The organism is Lysobacter zhanggongensis, from assembly GCF_046638635.1.
In the GTDB taxonomy this organism is placed as follows: Bacteria; Pseudomonadota; Gammaproteobacteria; order Xanthomonadales; family Xanthomonadaceae; genus Novilysobacter; species Novilysobacter luteus.
In genome coordinates this window covers 1-16,399 of sequence record NZ_JBJXHK010000052.1, presented here as the reverse complement: position 1 = coordinate 16,399, position 16,399 = coordinate 1, and the positions used below count along the sequence as shown (strand labels likewise).

The 16,399-nt window shown below is 70.8% G+C and carries 17 protein-coding genes and 1 pseudogene; 13 read left to right on the top strand and 5 right to left on the bottom strand.

Features of this window, described 5'->3' with window-relative positions; all coding sequences use genetic code 11:
• The 11 genes and pseudogenes from ACKVMH_RS09630 to ACKVMH_RS09580 form a co-directional block, all read left to right on the top strand.
• A partial coding sequence (locus tag ACKVMH_RS09630) for a CpaF family protein (protein WP_412700124.1) occupies positions 1-1,397 on the top strand: 1,397 nt, incomplete at its 5' end.
• Positions 1,394-2,242 carry a type II secretion system F family protein gene (locus tag ACKVMH_RS09625; RefSeq protein WP_412700123.1) on the top strand — a complete coding sequence of 283 codons (849 nt, stop codon included), beginning with the start codon at positions 1,394-1,396 and terminating at the stop codon, positions 2,240-2,242. The genes ACKVMH_RS09630 and ACKVMH_RS09625, both read left to right, overlap by 4 nt.
• Positions 2,161-3,141 (top strand): type II secretion system F family protein, encoded by a 981-nt coding sequence (locus ACKVMH_RS09620; protein ID WP_459167108.1) that lies wholly within the window; start codon positions 2,161-2,163, stop codon positions 3,139-3,141. The genes ACKVMH_RS09625 and ACKVMH_RS09620 overlap by 82 nt, the downstream gene beginning before the upstream one ends.
• Positions 3,138-3,248 (top strand): annotated as a pseudogene (locus ACKVMH_RS09615) (type II secretion system F family protein); the annotation flags it as partial. The gene ACKVMH_RS09620 and the pseudogene ACKVMH_RS09615, both read left to right, overlap by 4 nt.
• Before the next feature lie 101 nt (positions 3,249-3,349).
• The gene (locus tag ACKVMH_RS09610; protein WP_412700121.1) at positions 3,350-3,709 is read left to right on the top strand and encodes a DUF192 domain-containing protein; all 360 of its coding nucleotides are present in this window, start codon (positions 3,350-3,352) and stop codon (positions 3,707-3,709) included.
• Positions 3,688-4,383 carry a TadE/TadG family type IV pilus assembly protein gene (locus tag ACKVMH_RS09605; protein ID WP_412700120.1) on the top strand — a complete coding sequence of 232 codons (696 nt, stop codon included), beginning with the start codon at positions 3,688-3,690 and terminating at the stop codon, positions 4,381-4,383. Before ACKVMH_RS09610 ends, ACKVMH_RS09605 begins: the two co-directional genes overlap by 22 nt.
• Position 4,384: 1 nt before the next feature.
• Complete coding sequence (locus ACKVMH_RS09600) at positions 4,385-5,047, top strand: hypothetical protein (RefSeq protein WP_412700119.1); 663 nt, start codon at positions 4,385-4,387, stop codon at positions 5,045-5,047.
• A gap of 19 nt (positions 5,048-5,066) precedes the next feature.
• Positions 5,067-6,119, top strand: a complete 1,053-nt coding sequence (locus ACKVMH_RS09595) for an OmpA family protein (protein ID WP_412700118.1) — start codon at positions 5,067-5,069, stop codon at positions 6,117-6,119.
• Positions 6,120-6,240: 121 nt separating this feature from the next.
• Positions 6,241-6,861, top strand: a complete 621-nt coding sequence (locus ACKVMH_RS09590; protein ID WP_412700117.1) for a hypothetical protein — start codon at positions 6,241-6,243, stop codon at positions 6,859-6,861.
• A gap of 80 nt (positions 6,862-6,941) precedes the next feature.
• Positions 6,942-7,445, top strand: a complete 504-nt coding sequence (locus tag ACKVMH_RS09585; protein WP_412700116.1) for a hypothetical protein — start codon at positions 6,942-6,944, stop codon at positions 7,443-7,445.
• Positions 7,446-7,454: 9 nt separating this feature from the next.
• Complete coding sequence (locus ACKVMH_RS09580; RefSeq protein WP_412700115.1) at positions 7,455-8,576, top strand: lysozyme inhibitor LprI family protein; 1,122 nt, start codon at positions 7,455-7,457, stop codon at positions 8,574-8,576.
• Between the two features lie 30 nt (positions 8,577-8,606).
• Here the strand turns inward: ACKVMH_RS09580 and ACKVMH_RS09575 are convergent, their stop codons facing one another.
• Positions 8,607-9,404, bottom strand: coding sequence for a TatD family hydrolase (locus ACKVMH_RS09575; protein WP_215219106.1), 798 nt, complete (start codon positions 9,402-9,404; stop codon positions 8,607-8,609).
• Between the two features lie 59 nt (positions 9,405-9,463).
• Here ACKVMH_RS09575 and hrpB point away from each other — a divergent pair, with 59 nt between their 5' ends.
• Both hrpB and ACKVMH_RS09565 read left to right on the top strand, forming a co-directional pair.
• Positions 9,464-11,965: an ATP-dependent helicase HrpB gene (gene hrpB / locus ACKVMH_RS09570; RefSeq protein WP_412700114.1), complete on the top strand. Its 2,502-nt coding sequence runs from the start codon at positions 9,464-9,466 to the stop codon at positions 11,963-11,965.
• Between the two features lie 112 nt (positions 11,966-12,077).
• Positions 12,078-12,461, top strand: coding sequence for a hypothetical protein (locus tag ACKVMH_RS09565; RefSeq protein WP_412700113.1), 384 nt, complete (start codon positions 12,078-12,080; stop codon positions 12,459-12,461).
• A 63-nt stretch (positions 12,462-12,524) separates the two neighbouring features.
• Here the strand turns inward: ACKVMH_RS09565 and ACKVMH_RS09560 are convergent, their stop codons facing one another.
• The 4 genes from ACKVMH_RS09560 to ACKVMH_RS09545 all read right to left on the bottom strand — a co-directional run bounded on the left by ACKVMH_RS09560 (position 12,525) and on the right by ACKVMH_RS09545 (position 16,140).
• Positions 12,525-13,622 (bottom strand): hybrid sensor histidine kinase/response regulator, encoded by a 1,098-nt coding sequence (locus ACKVMH_RS09560; RefSeq protein ID WP_412700112.1) that lies wholly within the window; start codon positions 13,620-13,622, stop codon positions 12,525-12,527.
• 116 nt (positions 13,623-13,738) lie between these two features.
• Positions 13,739-14,302, bottom strand: a complete 564-nt coding sequence (locus ACKVMH_RS09555) for a pseudouridine synthase (protein ID WP_412700111.1) — start codon at positions 14,300-14,302, stop codon at positions 13,739-13,741.
• Between the two features lie 18 nt (positions 14,303-14,320).
• Entirely contained in the window at positions 14,321-15,232 is a 912-nt protein-coding gene (locus tag ACKVMH_RS09550) for a class I SAM-dependent methyltransferase (RefSeq protein ID WP_412700110.1), read from the bottom strand.
• Complete coding sequence (locus ACKVMH_RS09545; RefSeq protein WP_412700109.1) at positions 15,229-16,140, bottom strand: LysR substrate-binding domain-containing protein; 912 nt, start codon at positions 16,138-16,140, stop codon at positions 15,229-15,231. The genes ACKVMH_RS09550 and ACKVMH_RS09545 overlap by 4 nt, the downstream gene beginning before the upstream one ends.
• Positions 16,141-16,399: the final 259 nt, after the last annotated feature.

Here is a 16,399-nt window from a genome sequence, read left to right as displayed (position 1 = left end):
CGCCGGTGGCGGCGGCCAACGAGCCGGTCGCGCCACCGGTGCCTGCGTCAACCGCCCCGCTGGCGCCGGCGCCGTCCGATTCGCGCGAGATCGCGCGCGCCGGTGACCTGCCACCGGAGATGAACGTCTGGCGCGCACGCGTGCACGGCGCGCTGGTCAAGCAGATGGACCTGCGCCGGCTGGACGTACGCAGCCTCAGCGACGAGGCACTGCGCGAGGCCACCATGACGCTCATCGACGAGATCATGGCGCGCGAGTTCGCCGACCTGCCCCGGAGCATCAACCCGCGCCGGCTGGCCAAGCAGGTGCTCGACGAGGCGATCGGCCTGGGCCCGCTGGAAGACCTGATCGACGACAACACGGTCACCGAGATCATGGTCAACGCGTTCGACCAGATCTACATCGAGCGCAACGGCCGCATCGAGAAGTCCGAAGTGTGCTTCACCAGCGAGCGCGCAGTGCTGTCGGCGATCGAGCGCATCGTCACCCCGCTTGGCCGGCGCATCGACGAGAGCTCGCCGATGGTCGACGCGCGCCTCAAGGACGGCTCGCGCGTCAACGCGATCATCCCGCCGGTGGCGCTGCGCGGCGCCAGCGTCAGCATCCGCAAGTTCGCCAAGCGCAAGCTCACCGGCGAGGACCTGTTGACCTTCGGCTCGATGGACCAGGCGATGCTCGACTTCCTGACCATCGCGGTGCGCGAGCGCCGCAACATCGTGGTCACCGGCGGCACCGGCTCGGGCAAGACCACGCTGCTCAACATCCTGTCGAACTTCATCCCCGACCACGAGCGCATCGTCACCATCGAGGACGCCGCCGAGCTGAAGCTGGTGCAGCCCAACCTGGTCGCGCTGGAAGCGCGCCCGCCCAACCTCGAGGGCAAGGGGCAGATCACGATCCGCGACCTGGTCAAGAACGCGCTGCGCATGCGTCCCGACCGCATCGTGGTCGGCGAATGCCGCGGCGGCGAGGCGCTGGACATGCTGCAGGCGATGAACACCGGCCACGAGGGCTCGCTGACCACCGCCCACGCCAACAACCCGCGCGAGGCGCTGTCGCGGCTGGAGGTGATGGTGCTGATGTCGTCGATGGACCTGCCGATGACGGTGGTGCGCGAGCAGATCGCCTCGGCGGTCGACCTCATCGTGCACCAGCGGCGCTACCCGTGCGGTTCGCGCAAGGTCAGCCACATCACCGAGATCACCGGACTGGAGAGCGGCACCATCCAGATGCAGGACGTGTTCCTGTTCCGCCCCCGCAACCATTCGGGCGCGGACGGCCGGGTCGAGGGCGACTTCATCGCCACCGGCGCGGTGCCGGAGTTCTACGAGGAGCTGGCCGAACGCGGCGTACCGGTCGACCTGTCGATCTTCCACAAGCCGGGAGGTAACGGGTGAGCGTCTGGCTGATCGGCGTGCTGGTGTTCGTTGGCGTGGCGGCTGCCGGCATCGTCGCGGTGCAAGCCAGCGAGCGGTTCATGCACCGCTACCAGGAAAGCTTCGTCAACCAGGCGCGGATCAACCTCGCCGACATGTTCATGTTCATGGACACGGGCAGCCTGTTCACCGTCAACGTCGCCCTGCTGGTGCTGGTGCCGCTGGTGCTGTGGGCGGTCACCGGCAACCTGCTGCTGCCGATCGCCGCGGTGGTGCTGCTGGCGGTGCTGCCGCGCAAGATCTACGTGTGGATGCGCCAGCGCCGCATCGACCGCATCCAGGAGCAGCTGCCGGACGGTCTGCTGATGCTGGCCGGCAGCATGAAGGCCGGTGTCGGCTTCGGCCCGGCGATGGAGGCGATGGTCGCCGACGGCATGCCGCCGCTGGCGCAGGAGCTCGCGCTGGTGCTGCGCGAGCAGCGCATGGGAGTGAAGACCGAGGAGGCGCTCGACCATTTCGCCGAGCGCGTGCCGGTGCAGGACGTCAAGCTGTTCGTCTCGGCCGTGCAGATCTCGCGCGAGGTCGGCGGCAACCTTGCCGAAAGCCTGACCATCCTGGCCGAGACGCTGCGGCGCCGGCTGATCATGGAGGGCAAGGTCAAGGCACTGACCTCGCAGGGGCGCCTGCAGGGCATCGTCATGGCGATGCTGCCGGTCGCGATGGTCGCCTTCCTCGCGTTCGCCTATCCCGAAACCATGCGGCCGATGTTCCATACCCCGATCGGATGGACGGTGATCGCCATCTGCGTGGTCATGGAATACCTGGGCTACCGGATGTGCCGCAAGATCATGACGATCGACGTATGAACATGCTGCTGATCCTCGTCGCGTTGTCGGCGGCCGCCGCGGTCGGACTGGTGTTCGTGGCCACCCGCGGCCTGCTGCAGCAGGTGCCGCCGGAAGACCGCCATTACCAGGACCCGCTTCCGCGCGGACTGCAGCTGATCTGGCCGGTGGTGACCGCGACGACGCTTGCAATCGCGCCGCGCCTCAAGTCCGCGCAGCTGGAGAAGACCCACCGCGCGCTGCAGTCGGCCGGGCAGGACTACGTGCTGACGCCGGAGAGTCTGTACGGCCTGCGCGTGGTCGTCGCGGTGATCGTCACCCTGTTCTTCGCGCTGCTGGTACTGATGCTCGGCCGGGCAAGCCTGGCGACGTTGCTGATGTGCGTGCTGTTCGGCGCGCCGCTGGGCTGGATGTACCCGACCCTGTGGCTCAGCGAGAAGCGCAACCTGCGGCGACGCAAGGTCGTCCGCGACCTGCCGACCTACCTGGACTTCATCACCATGGCGGTCGAGGCAGGACTCAACATCACCGGTGCGATCGAGCAGGCGGTGCAGAAGGGGCCGCAGGGGCCGCTGGGCCAGGAGTTCGCCCGCATGCTGCGCGACCTGCGCGCCGGCCTGCCACGCGCCGAGGCGCTGCGCCGGATGTCGGACCGGATGGACATCTCGCAGATCGCCAACTTCACCAGTTCGCTGATCCAGGCCGACCGGGTCGGTGCCAGCCTCAGCGACGCCCTGCGTGCGCAGGCCGGCCAGCGCCGCGAGGAGCGTTTCCTGCGCGCCGAAAAACTCGCGCTGGAAGCGCCGGTCAAGATGATGCTGCCGCTGGTGATGTTCTTCTTCCCGCTGATCTTCCTGGTGCTGGCGTACTTCATCTACCTGCAGATGAAGCAGCAGGGGATCCTNTCACCAGTTCGCTGATCCAGGCCGACCGGGTCGGTGCCAGCCTCAGCGACGCCCTGCGTGCGCAGGCCGGCCAGCGCCGCGAGGAGCGTTTCCTGCGCGCCGAAAAACTCGCGCTGGAAGCGCCGGTCAAGATGATGCTGCCGCTGGTGATGTTCTTCTTCCCGCTGATCTTCCTGGTGCTGGCGTACTTCATCTACCTGCAGATGAAGCAGCAGGGGATCCTGTGAGGGCGGGGCGCCTCTACCGCGGCGGCGCCTGCCTGGTGCCGACGGTGTGGCGCGCCGACCGCTGGTGGTCGCGGTTGCGCGGCCTGCTGGGCCGGCGCCCGCTCGCGGGCGATGCCGCCGAGGCCCTGTGGCTGTCGCCGTGCAGCTCGGTGCACACGTTCGGGATGGGCTACCCGCTCGACCTGCTGTTCCTCGGCCGCCAAGGCGAGGTGCTCGGCTGGCGCGAGGGCGTGAAGCCCTGGCGTGCATGCGCGCAACGTGGCGCGCACGCGACGGTCGAGCTGCGCGCGGGCAGCCTGTCGCGGATCGGCCCGGTCATGGGGGAGGTGCTGCAATGGCAATCGATCGACGCGTGAGACGCGCCACGCACGCGCCGGCGCACGGGCGGCGCCGCCAGCGGGGGCAGTCGCTGCTGGAGTTCGTCATCGTGGTGCCGGCGTTCCTGTTCCTGCTGCTGGCCGCGTTCCAGTTCATGCTGATCTACCGGGCGAAGGCGACGCTCGATTACGCCGCGCTCGAAGCGGCACGCGCCGGCGCGGTGCACGGCGCCGACATCGACCAGATCCGGCGTGGCCTGATCCGCGGCATCACGCCGCTGTATGTCGACGCGCCCGGGATGGGCGGCGCGCTTGAAGGCGCGGCGAAGGCCGCGGTCGACGTGGTCGCCTACAGCGACATCGAGATAGTCAGTCCCACGCGGAGTGCCTGGAACGATTTCGCCGAGCAGCAATGGGACGGCAGGCGCGCGCTGCCCAACGACAACCTCGCCTTCCGCGACACCCCCGTCGGTGGCAGCGGCCTCACCGTGCAGGACGCCAACATCCTCAAGATCCGGGTGCGTTACTGCTATCCGATGATCGTGCCGTTCGTGGATCGCGTGATCGGTGGCCTGTCGGCGCTCATTACCGAGGGTGACACCTGGCGCGAGGACCTGCGCTGCTCGATCGGCCACTACAGCCGCATGCGGCTGGAGTCGTACGCGATCGTCCGGATGCAGTCGCCGATCAGCAATCCGTCGCGCCTGCGCTGACATGCGACGCGTTGCCGGCATCGTGTTGTGTCTGTGCACGCTCGCGCCCGCGACGGGCGCCATCGCGGGCGACGGCGGTGGCGAGGGCGTCTTCGACGTGACCCTGCACGCGCGCGCGACCGGCATCGGCCCGGTGCGCGGCGATGCGGTGATGCCGATGACCGTTCGGCTGTCCGGTGATCGCCTGCGGATCGACTTTGAAGTGTCGCGAGGCCAGGACGGTTACCTGCTGGCCGACACCGCGGCCGACCAGGCCTGGCTGGTCAGTGTCAGCGGCGATGTCGCGCTGCCGGTGCCCGCGCCGGCGTGGACCGCGTTCCGGCTGGACCCGGATGCACCCTGCGCCGACATGGGCGCGCGCTGCGAGCCCGGCGCGGTCGACGTCATCGCCAACCACCTGGTGCGCACGTGGCGCTACCGCCACGCCGACGGTCGCGGTCCGGACGGCACCGACAACGGGACGCTCTGGGTCGATCCGCGCACGGGCCTGCTGCTCGCGTTCCGCGGGCGGCTGGCCGGTCGCGAAGCGATCCGCGGCTACGAGGTGGTGGCGGTGGAAGCCGGCCCGCTCGACCCCGGCCTGTTCGAGCTGCCGCGTACCATCGAGCAACTGGAAGACACTGCCGGCGCCCGCCACGCGCGGTCCCGCGCCGGCACCCCCTGACACCCAAGGAGCCGTACCGATGAACCACGACCTGTCCCGTCCCCTCCGGATCGCGCTGCTGGCCGTCCTGCTTCCGGCCGCACTTGCCGCCTGCGGTGACCGCAACGCCGACGGCACGGATGGCGCCACGCCCGACACCCCAAGCGCGGACGGTGCGGACGCCGCGCCGGAAGGGGCGCCGGCGCCAGCGCCCGAGGCCCCCAAGCCGGCCGAACCGCAGGGCTTCGACATCGCAACGGTGCCGGTGTCGGAGGCGGCACTAGGCGACTTCCCGTACTTCACCCTGCCCACCGGCTACCGGCACCCCAACCGGCCGATTCCGGTGCGTGACTTCGACCGCGTGGCGGTGTGGACCGGCGACCGGCTGGAGTGGGTCGAGGGACGCGTGTTCGAATCGCTCGTGCATGCCGAGCGCGGCAAGGGCTGGTCGCGGCTCGAGGTGGTGCGCAACATCGACCACCAGATCGCGCAGGCCGGCGGCGTCAAGGTCACCGACTCAAAGCCGCCAAACGCAATCATCGACGCCTGGGACGAGGAGCAGGCGTACTCGCAGGGCCGCGGCGACATCTACAACGACAAGGTCGCGACCTGGCTGGTACGCCGCCCGGACCGCAACATCTGGCTGCACTTCGTCGGCAACACCGCCAGCGGCTCGTGGATGGTGATTGAGTCGGCGCCGTTCCAGGCAACCGCCGCACTGCTGCCGGCCAGCGAACTGAAGCAGCAGCTCGATGCCGACGGCCGCGTCGCCCTGCAGGTCAACTTCGCCACCGACAAGGCCGAGATCCTGCCGGACTCGCAGCCGCAGATCGAACAGGTGGTGCAGCTGCTCAGCGACGACCCGGCGCTGAAGCTTTCCATCAACGGCCACACCGACAACACCGGCGATGCCGGCCACAACCTGCAGCTGTCGGAGGCGCGCGCCGCCTCGGTGGTCGCCGCGCTCGCGGCTGGCGGCATCGACCGCGCACGGCTCCAGGCCAAGGGCTTCGGCCAGGCCGAACCGGTCGCCGACAACGCGACCGAGGATGGCAAGGCCCGCAACCGGCGGGTCGAGCTTGTCCAGCTGTAGGTCCATCGCGCAACGCTCGGGCACGCGCTCGGGCACGCCGGCGTTCTCCCCGGCCGCGCTCGCCCGCTGCCTGGTGGTGATGGCTGTGACGGCGTGTGCCCAAGCGCATCCCGAATGGGCCGTGACCAGCGGAAGCGTCGCCCTGGCGCCGTCGGCGTCCATTGACACATCGCCCGTCTGTGCGGCCTTGCAGGAAGCCAGCGGCTATCGCGCGCCTTCGGCACTCGCTCCGGATTTCAGCCGGTCGGCCCACCGCATCCTTGAGGTAGCCGCCGAGCCGGTCCGCTATGCATCACGGCCGGAGCGCGTGCCCGACGGCGTGCCGGTCCAGCTGGGCTACGCGCTCAACGACGCCGACGAACTGGAACTCACCCTGTGCGTGTGGAGCGACGCCGGTGCGACCCGCGCGCATGCCGGCACCTTCGGTTCGGAGGGCGGGCGGCACGCGGTCGCGCAGTCGATCTTCATGGCCGATGCCGACGCGGATCCCCAGCAGGAACTGGTTGTTCTGCTGGGATGGGCGGTGGACAACGCGCGGGACACATCCGGAACGTTCTACGCGTGGCACGTCTACGACATCGGGCATGCAGGCGGGCAGCTCCAGCGGTTGAAGCTCGAAGACGAGCCGCTGGTGTCCGGGTTTGATGGCGTGCGGGAGGGAGAACCGGTCACGTATCCGCTCAGGGATGAGCGTGCTTTCAAGGCATACCTGCAGGATCTCCAAGCGCGGCGCTTGAAGTGAAACGGACGCGTGCCGGTGTTGTGGCGACGCGACCGCGCGCGGTACGGTCTGCCCTCCCACTTTGCACAAGGACGTCTGCCATGGATCTCTCCCGCTACGCCATCGCATCGGCACTCGCTCTGCTCGCCACCGTCATGCTGTCGGCATGCAGTGCGCCCGACGCGGAACCAACCGCGCCACTCCCGGACAATGCGGCCGTCGTCGCCGCGACCACGGCGCCGTCGCCGGTGGCCCCGGTCAGCGCGCCAGAGAGCGCGCCCGTCGCCACCGTCGACGCCGCAGACCTGCCGACCGGCCCGGGGATGGACCGGTTGCGTGGGATGGTCGGCATGAGCGCGAACCTGTTTGCACTCGACCAGGCGTGCGCGCCGGGGCGGACCGACGCGGCCACGGTACGCAATGCGGCGCGCCAGGTGCCCGGGCGGCAACAGCTGGGGCTGAGCGATGCCCAGGTGGATGCGGTGTTCGACGCCGAGTACGCGAAGGCCAGGCAGAAGCTAGATGCACTTACCACCACGCAGCTTGCCGACACCTGCAAGGAAATCGAGGACCAGGTCCGGGCCGCGTCGAAGGCAGGCCCGTAGGCGGTGGCCGTGGCGGTCGCTTTGCGCCCCACGCCTTTGACCCGGCAACGCGCATCGCGCCTTGCCGCGGTTTCGCTCGCAGTGCTGCTTGCCGCTCCGGCGGCTGCCGCCGACTGGAACTGGGCCGACGATCCCGCGTCGCGCCGTCCCGAATACGCCAGCTCGGTGGCGGCCTGCGAACGGGTGCGCGACCTGCAGCCACCGGCCAGCGACCGCGCCGACCCGGCGCAGGCGGCTGGACTGGCCGACTGCGATGCCGAGGCCCTGTACTACGGTATCGGCATGGCGGCCGATCCGGTGCGGGCGCGACAGTGCGCCCTGCGCAATGTCGACTCCGTCGGCGCGGACAATGCCTTCCTGTTCGCCGGCAACGACCTGCTGCTGACGATTTACGCCAACGGCGTCGGTGCCGAGCGCGACCTCGAGCTCGCCACCGCGCTGGCCTGCCGGATGCGGGGTGCGATTGCCGAAGTGCACGGCCGCGTCAGCCATCTGCAGGCGATGAAGGACTCGGCCGACCCGGGTACCGGCTTCCACTTCTGCGACGACATCACCAGCGGGCTGGCGATGGGCTATTGCGCCGGCCACGCCGCGCGCCTCGACGCGCAGGATCGCCGCCAGCGCCTGGCCCGGCTGACCCGGCCGTGGCGCGAGGCCGACCGTGCCGCGTTCGAACCGTTGCAGGCCACCGCCACCGCGTTCGCCACGACCAGCGCCGACAACGAGGTCGACATGTCCGGCAGCGGCCGGGTGGCCTTCCACGTGCAGCACGAACAGCGCACGCTCGACGCCTTCGTCGCGCTGCTGGCAACGCTCGAGTCCGACAGCCTGCCGATCGCCAGCGCGGACGAGCGCGCCGCCGCAGACGCCCGCCTCAACCGCGTCTACCGGCAGCTGATGGCGCCGCCCGCGCCGGGCGAGGAGGCGTCCGGTGGGGATCCCGACCGCATCGGCTTCGGCACGGTCACACGCCCGGACATACGCGTCGCCCAGCGCGCATGGCTGGCGTACCGGGACGCATGGGTCGCATTCGCCGCCCAGCGCTACTGGAAGATGGAGGACAGCGTGGCGACGTGGCTGACCCGGCGCCGCGCCGACGACCTGGCGACCCACCTGTCCGGGCGCGACTGAGCCGCCGGCAGCAACGGAATGCGGCGTGGTTCAGCCGCCGCCCGGCAAGCCGAAGAACGCACGCGCGGTGGCCGTGCTGTTGGCCGCCGTCACGGCGACCTCCTCGCCGCGGTCGCGGGCGAGCTCCTCGACGATGTGCGCCAGGTACATCGGCTCGTTGCGCCGGTGCGACGGCGCCGGGCGGACCGTGCGCGGCAGCAGGTAGGGCGCGTCGGTTTCGATCATCAACCGGTTGGCGGGGATGTTGCCGACCAGCTCGCGCAGGTGCTGGCCACGGCGTTCGTCGCACAGCCAGCCGGTGATGCCGACGTGCCAGTCCTGGTCGAGGTAGTCGAACAGCTCGGCGCGGCTGCCGGTGAAGCAGTGCACCACCGCCGGCCCCAGCCGGCCCTCGAACTCGCGCATCACGGCCATGAAGTCCGCATGCGCGTCGCGCTGATGCAGGAACAGCGGCTTGCCGGTCTCGGCGGCGATCTGCAGCTGCATCGAGAACGCGCGACGCTGCGCCGGCCGCGGCGAGAAATCCCGGAAGTAGTCCAGCCCGCACTCACCCACCGCGACCACCTCGGCGTGCGCGTGCAGCGCGCGCATTTCCGCGTCGCACTCGGCGGTGTACTCGCTGGCATGGTGGGGATGCACGCCGGCGGTGGCGAACAGCTCGCCGGGGTGGGCGCGGGCGAGCGCCAAGGCTTGCGGCGAGTGTTCGCGGCTGGCGCCCGTGACGACCATCTGCACCACGCCGGCCTCGCGGGCACGCTGCATCACCGCGTCGCGGTCGTGGTCGAAGGAGTCGTGGGTGAGGTTGGCACCGATGTCGATCAGATCCATGGCGCCATTGTAGGAGGCCGATGCAGCAGTGGGCCCAGGGACGGCTCCTACAATGGGCCATGCGATTCCCGATCGACGACCTGCTGCCGCGCATCCGCGACAGCCTCGCCAGCCACCCGCGGCTGGTGCTGGAGGCACCGCCGGGCGCCGGCAAGACCACCCAGGTGCCGCCTGCGTTGCTCGATGCACCGTGGCTGGCCGGGGGTCGCATCGTGATGCTCGAACCGCGCCGGGTCGCCGCCCGTGCGGCGGCCAGGTTCATGGCCGGCCAGCGTGGCGAGCCGGTCGGCCAGACCGTCGGCTACCGCATCCGCTTCGACCGCCAGGTGACCGATGCGACCCGCATCGAGGTCGTCACCGAAGGCATCCTGACCCGGATGATCCAGGACGACCCTGCGCTGGAAGGCGTCGGTGCGCTGGTGTTCGACGAGTTCCACGAGCGCCATCTGTCGGCCGACCTCGGCCTGGCGTTGGCGCTCGATGTGCAGGCGGCGCTGCGCGAGGACCTGCGCATCGTGGTGATGTCGGCGACGCTGGACGGCGAGCGGCTGGCGCGGTTCATCGATGCACCGCGGCTGTCCAGCGCCGGGCGCAGTTTCCCGGTGGAGGTCGCGCACTTCCCGCCGCGACGCGACGAGGCGCCGGAGCACCACCTGCGCCGCGCGGTCGAGCACGCGCTCGCCAGCCATCCCGGCGACGTGCTCGCGTTCCTGCCGGGACGCCGCGAGATCGACCGCGCGATGCGCGCGCTCGCGGGCTCCAGTGCCGACGCCGAGTTGCTGGCACTGCACGGCGACCTGCCGGTCGAGCTGCAGGCGCGCGTGCTGCAGCCGGCCGATGACGGACGACGCCGGGTCGTGCTCGCGACCAACGTCGCCGAGTCCAGCGTGACCCTGCCGGGCGTGCGCGTCGTGGTCGACAGCGGGCTCGCGCGGGAGCCGCGGTTCGACCCCAACAGCGGCTTCGGCCGGCTCGACGTCGTCCACATCGCGCAATCCTCGGCCGACCAGCGCGCCGGTCGCGCCGGCCGCGTCGCGTCAGGTTGGGCGTACCGGCTGTGGCCGCAGTCGCAGCGGCTGGAGCCTCAACGCCGGCCGGAGATCAACCAGGTCGAACTGTCCGGCCTCGCACTGGAACTGGCCGGCTGGGGCGACGCCGACCTGCGGTTCCCGGACCCGCCGCCGCCGGGCGCGCTGGCGGCCGGGCGGGAGTTGCTGCAGCGGCTCGGCGCGCTCGACGGACAATCGATCACTGCGTTCGGCCGGCGGATGCTTGCGCTCGGTACCCACCCGCGGCTGGCGGCGATGCTGCTGGCGCCCGACGACGACAGCGAACGCGCGCTGGCCTGCGACCTCGCTGCACTGGTGGAGGCGCGCGATCCGCTGCGTGCCGGTGGCGACGCGTTCGCTGCACGCTGGCAGGCACTTGTCGCATTCCGGCGCGGCAGCCCGCCGCACGACGCCTCGCGCGGCGCATTGGCGGCAATCGACCAGGCCGCGCGGCAATGGCGCCGCCGCCTGCGTGTCGATGTCGCGCCGCCGGCAGACGCACCCGCGCACTTGATCGGCGACCTGCTCGCCCACGCCTGGCCGGACCGGATCGCCCGCCAGCATCCGGCCGACCCGCTGCGCTACCAGCTTGCCAACGGTCGGGGGGCGCGCCTATACGACGACAGCGTGTTGTTCGGCGAGCCCTGGCTGCTGGTGGCCGAGTTGCGCGACGACAGTCGCCAACCCGGACGCGACGCCCGCATCCTGCACGCGGCACCGGTGGATCCAGGTCGGCTCGAGCGTGTCTGGCCGGCGCGCTTCACCACCCGGGACCGTGTGTTCTGGGACACGGACCGCAACGCCATCGCCGCGGTGCGCGAACGCCGCTTCGACAGCATCGTGCTGGATCGCCGGCCGATCGCGCAGCCCGACCGGTCGCGCCACGCCGAGGCACTGGTGGATGCGGTGCGCCAGCTCGGCCTGGACGCGCTGCCGTGGACCGGCGCACTGCGGCAGTGGCGTGCGCGCGTGCGCAGCCTGCGCCACTGGAGTCCGGAACTCGGCCTGCCGGACCTGTCCGACGCGGCGTTGCTCGATACGTTGCCGCAGTGGCTGCAGCCCGCGCTTGCCGGCAAGACGCGGCTCGATGCACTCGCCGCCGACGCGCTCGCGGAAGCGCTCAAGTCCGGGATCGACTGGCCGACGCGCCAGCGGATCGACGCGCTTGCGCCGATCCGGGTTGCGGTGCCTTCGGGACTGCAACGCGACGTGCGCTACGGGTTCGATGACGAAACCGGCGAACCGGTCGCGCCGGTGCTGGCGGTCAAGCTGCAGGAGCTGTTCGGCTTGGCCGACACGCCGCGTATCGTCGAAGGCCGGGTGCCGCTGACGCTGCACCTGCTGTCGCCGGGCGGGCGACCACTGCAGGTGACCGGCGACCTGCGCGGGTTCTGGGAGCGCACCTACCCGGAGGTCCGCAAGGAGATGAAAGGGCGGTATCCCCGGCACCCGTGGCCGGACGACCCGTGGTCGGCGACGGCGACCCACCGCGCTAAGCCGCGGGGGACCTGATCGCCCGCGTCGCGACGTTCAGCCGCCAGCCGGCTGGGGTCGCGCGGCTCACGCCGGCTCAACGCGCTGCTGGGGACACTCTGCCCACGTTTCCCCCAAGGCCCCATCGCTCATGAGCAGACTCGACATGATCCCCGACCGCGCCCTGCAACTGGCCAGCAGCGTCGGCGACAGCCTCCGCCACGCGGTCCCCGGCGGCGCCGGTCGCTGGTTGGACGCCGGCGCCAAGCTCGGCGCGATCAAGGGCGGCGCGCGCGTCGCCGGGTTCTTCGTGCGGCGCCATCCCGCGCTGGTCGCGGCCACTGCCGCCGGTGCCGGGTTGCTGTGGTACGCCGCGCGTCGCAAGGCCAAACAGGCCGAGAGCCCGCCGATCGACGGCAGCGCAAAACGTGTCGAGGCGCGCCGCTCCAACGGATCGACCGCGCGCAAGCGTTCCTCGACCGCGCGCAAGAGCACGCGCTCACGCAGCACCGCCAGCACGCCAACTGCCGATTGAGTTCGAGGTTCTTCCCAGGGATCCTCGCCGGCGCCGGCAGCGCACGCGCCTGCCGGCGACTGCTCAGGCGTGTGCCGGCTCGCTGGCCTCGGGCAGCTCGATGATGAAGCAGGCACCGCCGCCTTCGCGGTCCTCGTACCAGAGCTGGCCGCCCGCCTTGACGACGATCTGCTTGGCCAGCGACAGCCCCAGACCGCTGGAGATGCCGTCCTCGGGTTGCTGCAGGCGGGTAAACGGCTTGAACAGTTCGCGCTGCATCGCTGCCGGGATGCCCGGCCCGCGATCCAGCGCCACCAGCTGCCAGTAGCCGGGCGCACCGGCCCGTCCGGCGAGCAGCAGTTCGCTGCCCGGCGCGTACTTCATCGCGTTGGTGACGAGGTTCTCGCCCAGCTGGCGCAGGACGCGCGCATCGATCGCGACATGCGCGCGTGCCGGCGGCAACGACAGCTTGACCTCGATATTGCGGGCGTCGAGCTGGAACTCGTAGCGTTCGACCAGCCATTCCAGCGTCGCCCCCAGGTCGGCGCAGGCGACCGTGCCGTTACGTTCCCCGGCACGTGATTCCAGGTAATGGCGGATGTAGCCGAGCGCGTCGTCGGCGCTCTCGTGGATCATCTGCAGGTAGCGCGGCACGCGCTCGGGCTTGCAGCCGTCGTGGATCAGGATGTCGCTGGCAAACAGCACGCTCGACAGCGGGTTCTTGAGGTCATGCGCGACCAGGTTGACCAGCTCCTCGCGCTCGCGGGCGACGCGCTCGAGCCGGTCGCGGGTGAGCTTGAGGCCGATGTGGGCGTTGACCCGGGCGAGCAGTTCCTCGGGGAGGAAGGGCTTGGTCACGTAGTCGACCACACCGGCGTCGAACGCACGCAGCAACAGGTCGCGATCGTGCGCGGCGGTGACGAACACCACCGGGATCCGCAGCGGCGGTTCCTGCGCTCGCAACGCAGCAAGCACTTCGAAGCCGTCCATGCCCGGCATCATCATGTCGAGCAGGATCATGTCGGGAACCGTCTCGGCGTAACGCGCCAACGCTTCCTGGCCGCTGGAGGCCGTGATGACCTGGTAGCCCTCGCGCGTCAGCAGCGCGCTGACAACCCGCAGGTTCGCGGCCTGGTCGTCGACGACAAGGATTCGGCCGAGCGTGGTTTCGGAGTGCGGCATGGAATTCCCGTGGCGGGCCCGCTCCCCACTTGCATCAAACTGAACGGGCGACCTCCGGAAGAATCGCAGGTTTGTCGCCGCAGGCCAATGTCCGTTGATGTCTTCACTGAACGCGTTCAGGAGGCGCCACCGGCCGTGCTGCGCGGATCGATCACGCGCCAGGCGCCCGGCGCGAGCCCGTCCAGGGCCACTGCCCCGATGCCCACCCGCACCAGCCGCAAGGTTGGCAGCCCGACCGCGGCGGTCATCCGGCGCACCTGCCGGTTGCGGCCTTCGGTGATGACCAGCTGCAGCCAGGCGTCCGGGACGGTCTTGCGAAAGCGCACCGGTGGGTCGCGCGGCCACAGGGCGGGCGGCTCCGCCACGCACGCGCGAGCCGGCCGGGTGGGGCCGTCGCGCAACTCGACACCGCGCCGCAGTGCATCCAGCTGCGCCGGTTGCGGTTCGCCTTCCACCTGCACCAGGTAGGTCTTGGGCTGCTTGTGGCGCGGGTCGGTCAGCCGGTGTGCCAGGCCGCCGTCGTCGGTCAGCAACAACAGCCCTTCGCTGTCGTGGTCCAGCCGGCCTGCCGGGTAGACCCCGCCGGGCAGGCCGAAGCCGGCCAGCGTCGGCCGCGGTGGCTCACTTCGGTCGGTGAACTGGCACAGCACGCCGTACGGCTTGTTGAACGCGATCAGCACGGGGCGGCGGTGGGCCCGTCAGCCGGCGGCGCCGGGCTTGCGGAAGCGCAACGTCATGCGGTCGCTCTCGCCGATCGCCTGGTACTTGGCGTCGTCCGCGTCGTCGTGGTTGTTGGACGGTGGCAGGGTCCACACACCATTGGGATGGTCGCGGGTGTCGGCCGGGTTGGCATTGACCTCGCTCTGGCCGTCCAGTTCGAAGCCGGCCGCCTCCGCCATCGCGATCACCTGCGCCTGACCGACATAGCCCGACTCGTCGTCGTCGCCCACGTCGGTCGCGGCGCGGTGTTCGACCACGCCCAGCGTGCCGCCGGGCTTCAGCACGTCGAAGAAGCCGTCGAACATCCCCTGGGCCTGCTGGTTGGAGCGCCAGTTGTGGACGTTGCGGAAGGTCAGCACCAGGTCGGCCGAGCCGACCGGTCCGAACACCGGTGCGGCCGGGTCATAGGCGACCACGGTGGCGCGGTCGAACCGCTCCGGGTCGCCGGCGAACTTTGCTTCCAGCCCGTCGCGGCTGCGCTGCTGGTAGTCGCGACCGCCACCGGCGGGCAGGGTGGCCGGGTCGACCACCGCCGCCACGTACTGGCCGCCATCGCGCAGGTAGGGCGCCAGGATCTCGGCATACCAGCCGCCGCCGGGGGTGATCTCGACGACGGTCTGGTCCGGCGACAGGCCGAAGAAGGCGAGCGTTTCGGCCGGGTGGCGGTACGCATCGCGCGCCGAGTTTTCCGGGCTGCGCCAGGCGCCCTGCAGCACGGCCGACAGTGCCGCGTCGGCGTCGGCGTCGGCGTCACCCGTGGCCGGTGGCGCGGTATCGGCGGGTGCGGATGTCTGGCCGGCGACGCCATCGGCCGGGGTGGTCGCGGTGGTGTCGGCGGTGCAGGCGGCGATCGCGGCGGGAAGCAGGGCGGCAAGCAGGAGACGTTTCATCGCGGCAGTCCGGTGGGCGGAAGATCGGCCAGCGTAGCGCCGCGTGCCTCCGCATGCAGCCATTCGCGGAAGGCCAGCAGGCCCGGGTGCGAGGCCGAGCGCGACGGATATACCAGGTAGTGGTCGTAGTCGCTGGGCAGGCGGTGCGGGCTGAGCACCACCAGTTGCCCGCTTTCGATCAGCGTGCGCGACCGGACCATCCGCGCCAGCGCCACGCCGATGCCATCGACCGCCGCCCGGTGCACCGACTCGAGGTCGTCCAGCCGGGTCACGTAGCGCTCGGGTTCGTGCCCGCCGTGCCGCTCGAACCAGCGCGCCCAGTGGCGCATCCCGGTTTCGCCGATCAGCGGCCAGCGGTGCAGCTCGCCGGCCGCGTCCAGGCCCATCCGCTCGACCAGCGCCGGGCTTGCCACCGGCGCCAGCGACTCGTCGAGCAGGTGCTCGGCGACGACGCCCGGCCAACGCCCGGCGCCCATCCGCAACGCGGCATCGACGTCGTCGTCGCGTTCGAAGTCCACCAGCCGCTCCGACGACAGCAGGTTGAGCTGCAGCAGCGGGTGCGCGGCCAGGAACCGGCCCAGGCGCGGCACCAGCCACCCCGAGGCCATCGACGGCAGCACGCTGACGGTGAGCACGTCGCCCCGGCGCGGCCCGGCGGGGCGCAGCGCCGCCTCGAGCGACTCCAGCGGTGGCCCCACGCGCGCCAGCAGCTGCTCGCCATCGGCAGTGAGGGTGACCCCGCGCGACCCGCGCGCGAACAGGCGTTGGCCCAGGCGTTCCTCGAGCGCGCGGATCTGGTGGCTCAGTGCGCTCACGGTGATGTGCAGGGCATCGGCGGCGCGCGTCAGGTTGCCGGTGCGGGCGGCGGCGACAAAGCCCGGGAGCAACTGCAACGGGAATCGACTCATGTTGAATCCAGCTCAAGCCTGGCTTGCGAAAGTATCGCTTTTTCAGGGGTTTGTGCCGGCATAACGTACGCCGTGTTGAACAAGGCCGGCATCCCGCCGCGCCACACGGAGCCTCTCATGAACCTGTTCCAGGGCCTGCTGTTCCTCGATGGTTTCCGGGTTGCGCCGGAACCCGCGGCCGACCGCCCCGTCGTCACGCGCACGCCGGCCGGCAAGCGCCGCGGCGCCGCGACCACGGCTACCGCCAAACGCGCCATGC

Coding starts and splice junctions, on each gene's coding strand:
- ACKVMH_RS09605 (WP_412700120.1), top strand. CDS start 3,688: ATGGCAATCGATCGACGCGTGAGACGCGCCACGCACGCGCCGGCGCAC.
- ACKVMH_RS09600 (WP_412700119.1), top strand. CDS start 4,385: ATGCGACGCGTTGCCGGCATCGTGTTGTGTCTGTGCACGCTCGCGCCC.
- ACKVMH_RS09595 (WP_412700118.1), top strand. CDS start 5,067: ATGAACCACGACCTGTCCCGTCCCCTCCGGATCGCGCTGCTGGCCGTC.
- ACKVMH_RS09585 (WP_412700116.1), top strand. CDS start 6,942: ATGGATCTCTCCCGCTACGCCATCGCATCGGCACTCGCTCTGCTCGCC.
- ACKVMH_RS09575 (WP_215219106.1), bottom strand. CDS start 9,404: ATGGATCTGATCGACATCGGTGCCAACCTCACCCACGACTCCTTCGAC.
- hrpB (WP_412700114.1), top strand. CDS start 9,464: ATGCGATTCCCGATCGACGACCTGCTGCCGCGCATCCGCGACAGCCTC.
- ACKVMH_RS09565 (WP_412700113.1), top strand. CDS start 12,078: ATGAGCAGACTCGACATGATCCCCGACCGCGCCCTGCAACTGGCCAGC.
- ACKVMH_RS09560 (WP_412700112.1), bottom strand. CDS start 13,622: ATGCCGCACTCCGAAACCACGCTCGGCCGAATCCTTGTCGTCGACGAC.
- ACKVMH_RS09550 (WP_412700110.1), bottom strand. CDS start 15,232: ATGAAACGTCTCCTGCTTGCCGCCCTGCTTCCCGCCGCGATCGCCGCC.
- ACKVMH_RS09545 (WP_412700109.1), bottom strand. CDS start 16,140: ATGAGTCGATTCCCGTTGCAGTTGCTCCCGGGCTTTGTCGCCGCCGCC.